The following is a 5,527-nucleotide window of genomic DNA, read 5'->3' as shown; positions in this document are numbered from 1 at the left end:
TGGTTAGTATGACTGAATTATTATCAATGCTTACAACTACATTATACGAGGGGGAATTATAATGCCATTAATAGGTAGAAAACATCTTGAAGATGTAGTAAAGAAACCAGTAAAAAGTTACTGGAACTTAAATGAACATCCTAGTAAGGATATGAAAGAGTTAAGAAGCAGCGATGGTGATCATTGGTATTACGTCAACACTAAAAGTAAAGAGAGTATTCAGAAGGCACAAGAAGCTGTTAGAAAGTTGTACATGTTATCAGTAGTATACAAGGAAGAAGGTATTGGTATACTGGAGACCATGCTTAAGGTATTAAAATAGAATTAATGTATTGAAATAAAGTTATATAGTTTATAAAAAAAGGTTAACCCAAATTTTGGATTAGCCTTTTTCTAATAAAAAACAGTCAAAATATATCTTGTATTAATATACTTCTTAACCAAAATTAAGTGCTTCATAGAGTTTCTATGAGGTCTTTTGTAAATAAATGATATGAATATTTATTAAATGGGAATATTAAAAGGAACAATAGATTTATGTGTATATAAAACATTAATAGAAGAAAATTTTTATTAAGGATTATATAATAAATAAATTTTAATGAAAAAATGAGAGAAGAGGATTCAAATGGAGAGGTTAGTGCTTTTAATTATAGGTATACTTAAGATTACCATACTTGATTTAACATTATCTGGTGATAATATTGGTGTGATTGCTTTGGTAACAAAAAGATTACCAGTTAAATATGCTAAAAAGGCGAGTTTGATTGGAATAACAGGAGCTATAGGATTAAGAATATTATTTGCTTGTATTATAACTCTAATAATGAATATACAATGGTTACCAATTAAATTAGTGGGTGGTTTATTTTTAGTGAAAATCACATGGGATTTTATTAAACCTGAATCTCAAGAGGAGAGTTGCAGTGTAAAAAAAGCAGAAAGATTTTGGGAGGCTGTGGCTATAATTATTATTGCAGACATTAGTATGAGTCTTGATAATGTAATTGCAATAGCAAGTGCAGCAAACGGAAGTGTAATGTTAATTATACTTGGTATTCTGATAAATGTACCAATAATTTTTTTCGGAAGTCAGTTTGTTGCAAATTTAATGAGAAAACATCCTATTGTTATATATTTTGGGGGAGGAATATTAGCTCATACTTCTCTTAAAATGATACTTGAAGATAATCTAACAATAAGGTATATAGGGGTTGCACCTGCATTGCTTACAATAATTCCATGGTTTTTTGCTATTAGTATTTTAGTTTATGGATGTTTAATGACAAAAAAATCAAAAACCGTTTTGGAAAGCAATTCGTAAACATATGATATATATAAAATTATGTTAAGAATAGGATAACTTTTATGACTACAAAAAACAAAATAATAATGTCGTTTTAGAATGAAATAATATGTAGTAATTTGTAATAAAATGTGGTAAAGTGTTACTGAAATATTTAAAAATATAAGGTATAGTAACAAAAGCTATTTTTGAAACGAGGATAATTATTATGGGTAGGAATATAAGTAGACGAACTACGGTATTAGGGTATTTTTCAATTGCTTGTTTATCATTAATTATAATATTATTTAGTATTTATAGTATGAATAAAGTGTGCAGTGAATCTGATTTTATTATTAAAAAAATAATTCCGGCAAAAATATTTTCAACGGAAATTCTAACTTCACTAGTTAATCAAGAATCAGGTATTCGGGCTTATATGATTTCAGAAAATAAAGAATTTTTAGAACCATATTATCTAGGAAATAAACAAGTACAAGGGTATTATAAATCCTTAGATAACTTGAAGGATACTCCACTTGGAATTGGTACTACCAATAAACTTAGCCAACAGATGAAGTTAATTCAAAATTTTTATAATCAACAAATAAAATTAGTAAATGATGGAAAAGTAGTACAGGCAAAGATTAATTTAAATCAAGGTAAAAAATTAGTTGATAATTTTAAAGTAACTGATAATATACTAGTAAATCAAATTGATTTAGAGGTAAATAGTTCACGGAATAAAGTTGCCAATACTCAGATAATTCAGAGATGTTTACTTACAGTTTTGGGGTTTGTACTTATTGTTGGTAATATTATATTTATTAAGTATATTTCAAATTTTATGTATGAGGAAGTTAAGAAAAAAAATCAAGTGAACAAAGAATTAAATAAATTACTTATTTCACACGAAGAGTTTATTGCAAATATTTCGCATGAACTTAAAACACCACTAAATGTAATTTTTTCAGCAATACAGTTATTTCAAATGTATTGTGATAATGGGTCATTAGATGATCGACGTGAAACGATTATTAAATATCTTGAATCGATGAAATTAAATTCATATAGGTTATCAAAACTTATAAATAATATAGTCGATTCATCAAAGATTCAAGCAGGTTTCTTTCAACTAAATTTATCAAACAAGAATATTGTTGAGGTTGTGGAAGAAATAGTTATGTCAGTAACTAATATCACTGATATTAAAGGTATACACATTACTTTTGATACAGATACGGAGGAAAAAATTGTTGCATGTGATCCTGAGATGATACAAAGAATATTATTAAATCTTATATCAAATGCTATAAAATTTTCCAATGAAGGTGATGAAATACTTGTAGAGTTTAAGGATAATGATAAATTTTTTAGGATTTCAGTAAAAGACAACGGGATTGGAATTGAAGAAAAAAACTTGAGTATGATTTTTGATAGATTTAAACAAGTAGATAAATCATTATCAAGAAATTCCGAAGGTACAGGCATTGGGTTAAGTTTAGTTAAGTCAATTGTAGAATTGCATGGGGGAATTATATATGCTGAAAGTGAATTTGGAAAAGGAAGCAAATTTATAGTTGAACTACCAGCTGGGAAAGTAATGCATGAGAATATGCTATATAGCAGCAATGGGAAAAGTGAAAATGAAAATATTCACGTGGAACTTTCAGATGTTTATTTGTAATTTAAAGTTATATTTATAAATATAAAAAATGATAGGAGTGAATTATATTAAATTTAAATGGGTAAGTATTTTTTTGCTTTTATTACTTGTTTTTAGTTCGGTTGGTTATAAATTTTTAGAAAATTCATCCTTAAATAATACCTTTAAACGAACATTAATAAGTGCACAGGTAACTGAGAGTACGGTTATTACATTCCCAGATAAAAATTTGGAAAAAACGATAAGAGATTATATACAATGCCCTACTGGAGATATTTTAAGGGATGATGTTGATAAGATAACAAATCTGCAAAATACTAAAGGTAAACATATTAAGAATCTTTCAGGAATAGAAAATCTCACTAATTTAGTATTTCTAAATTTAAGTAATAACCAAATTAGTAATTTAAAACCTTTGAAGGGATTAACAAGTTTAACTGATTTGAATTTGGCCTCTAATAAAATTAATAACATAGAACCGTTGAGTGGGCTTAATAAATTGACTCATCTGAATCTGGATACTAATCAGATGAGTAATATAGAACCTTTAAAGGGACTTACTAAATTAATTAATTTAAGCTTAGCAGCAAACCAAATGATTAATATAGAACCTTTAAAAAGATTAACTCATTTGACTAATTTGAATTTAGCTGATAACCAAATGCGTAACATAGAACCTTTAAAGGGGTTAACTAGCTTAGTCGATTTGAACTTAGCTGTGAATCAGACGAGCAATATAGAACCTTTAAAGAGACTTGATAAATTGACTAGTTTGAATTTAGCAACTAATCAGATGAGTGATATAGATCCTCTAAAAGGACTAACTAAGTTAGTTAATCTGAATTTAGCCGCAAATAAAATGGCAAGCATTGAACCTTTAAAAGGATTGAATAACCTGACTGATTTGTATCTAGATACTAATCAAATAAAAGAGTATTCTCCTGAAAGCACAAATTATAAAGAACTGGAAATGCCTAGTGGTGTGGATATAGCTATTACTTCTAAACAAAATATAACAACTGTTAAAAACCAGGTTGAAGATAATAAGGTTATTACTTTTCCGGATGGGAACTTAGAAAAGTTAATTAGAAATGCTATACAGAAACCGACTGGAGACATCTTAAAGTCTGATGTTGATAAGTTAACAAGTTTGCAAGAAGCTGAAGACAAACATATCACAAACATTTCAGGTATTGAAAATTTGACTAATTTAACTTCATTAAATTTAAGTAATAATCAAATTACTAATATAGAATCTTTAAAAAGATTGATTAATTTAACTGAGCTAAATATTAGTATGAATAAAATTGACGTTACAGATATGCAATCACTAAGAAATGCCTTGCCTAAATTGGATATCAAGTAGAAGAAGTTTATTAATATGGATACACTAAGGGATCATCTTAAGATTATTAAATTTTTTGAGGCTAGAGATGCAAAAAACGTAAACATAGAATAGAACTTCATTTTTTACGAACTATGGGTTGTTTTGAAACACATAATGAAAATAAATACCAACTCTTTATTGCATAAGAGTTGGTATTTATTTTTTTATAAAAGTATAGTATATCGTTGACAACAGACATAACACAACATACAATAAAAACATATAAATAGGGACTATAATTTAAAAAGGTGGTAATGTTATGAGAAGTGATGTAGTAACAAAAGGAACAAGCAGAGCACCTCAACGTGCACTATTTAATGCTTTAGGCTTTACAAAAGAAGAAATGGAAAGGCCTCTTATAGGCATCGTCAGTTCAAAAAATGATATTGTACCAGGCCATATGAATTTAGATAAAATTGTAGAGGCTGTGAAAATTGGTGTAGTAATGAAAGGTGGTACTCCAATAGTTTTTCCCGCAATTGCGGTATGTGATGGAATTGCAATGGGTCATCAGGGGATGAAGTATTCACTAGCTACAAGAGATTTAATTGCTGATTCAACGGAGGCAATGGCTATGGCACATGCTTTTGATGCACTAGTTATGGTGCCAAATTGTGATAAAAATGTGCCAGGACTTTTAATGGCAGCTGCAAGAGTTAATATACCAACTATTTTTGTAAGTGGTGGACCTATGCTTGCGGGTAAAATTGATGGGTGTAAAACAAGTTTTTCAAGTATAGCTGAGGCAGTTTCCGAGTTTAATGTTGGCAAAATTACAGAGGAAAAGTTAGAAGAATTTGAGAATAAGTGTTGTCCAACCTGTGGTTCTTGTTCTGGTATGTATACTGCGAATAGCATGAATTGTTTAACCGAAGTTCTTGGTATGGGACTTGGTGGAAATGGAACTATCCCAGCAGTTTATTCTGAGAGAATTAGGCTTGCAAAACACGCTGGTATGAAAATTATGGAGCTACTGGGTAAAAATATAAGACCTAGAGATATTATGACCAAGGGAGCGTTTGAGAATGCTCTAACTATGGATATGGCTCTTGGATGTAGTACAAACAGTATGCTTCATCTGCCAGCAATTGCACATGAGGTAGGAATTGAATTAAATGTTGATATGGCTAATGCTATTAGTGATAAAACACCTAATTTGTGCCATCTTGCCCCAGCAGGACATACATAT

Annotated in this window: 5 protein-coding genes; all 5 read left to right on the top strand. The window is 29.1% G+C overall.

Translation table 11 applies throughout. The features are described 5' to 3' along the window. Window positions 1-61: 61 nt before the first annotated feature. Complete coding sequence (locus Q0649_RS06580; protein ID WP_298839079.1) at window positions 62-322, top strand: hypothetical protein; 261 nt, start codon at window positions 62-64, stop codon at window positions 320-322. Between the two features lie 306 nt (window positions 323-628). Then, a complete protein-coding gene (locus Q0649_RS06575; protein WP_298839077.1) occupies window positions 629-1,324 on the top strand; it encodes a TerC family protein in 696 nt (231 codons plus the stop codon). Window positions 1,325-1,514: 190 nt separating this feature from the next. After that, the gene (locus Q0649_RS06570) at window positions 1,515-2,972 is read left to right on the top strand and encodes an ATP-binding protein (protein ID WP_298839075.1); all 1,458 of its coding nucleotides are present in this window, start codon (window positions 1,515-1,517) and stop codon (window positions 2,970-2,972) included. A gap of 73 nt (window positions 2,973-3,045) precedes the next feature. After that, the gene (locus tag Q0649_RS06565) at window positions 3,046-4,317 is read left to right on the top strand and encodes a leucine-rich repeat domain-containing protein (RefSeq protein WP_298839073.1); all 1,272 of its coding nucleotides are present in this window, start codon (window positions 3,046-3,048) and stop codon (window positions 4,315-4,317) included. Between the two features lie 280 nt (window positions 4,318-4,597). Beyond that, a partial coding sequence (locus Q0649_RS06560; RefSeq protein ID WP_298839071.1) for a dihydroxy-acid dehydratase occupies window positions 4,598-5,527 on the top strand: 930 nt, incomplete at its 3' end.

Origin of the sequence: uncultured Clostridium sp., assembly GCF_937920395.1 — a bacterium.
In the GTDB taxonomy this organism is placed as follows: domain Bacteria; phylum Bacillota; class Clostridia; order Clostridiales; family Clostridiaceae; genus Clostridium_AD.
Note: the sequence above shows the minus strand (reverse complement) of the source record. Positions and strands in the feature narration are given on the sequence as shown.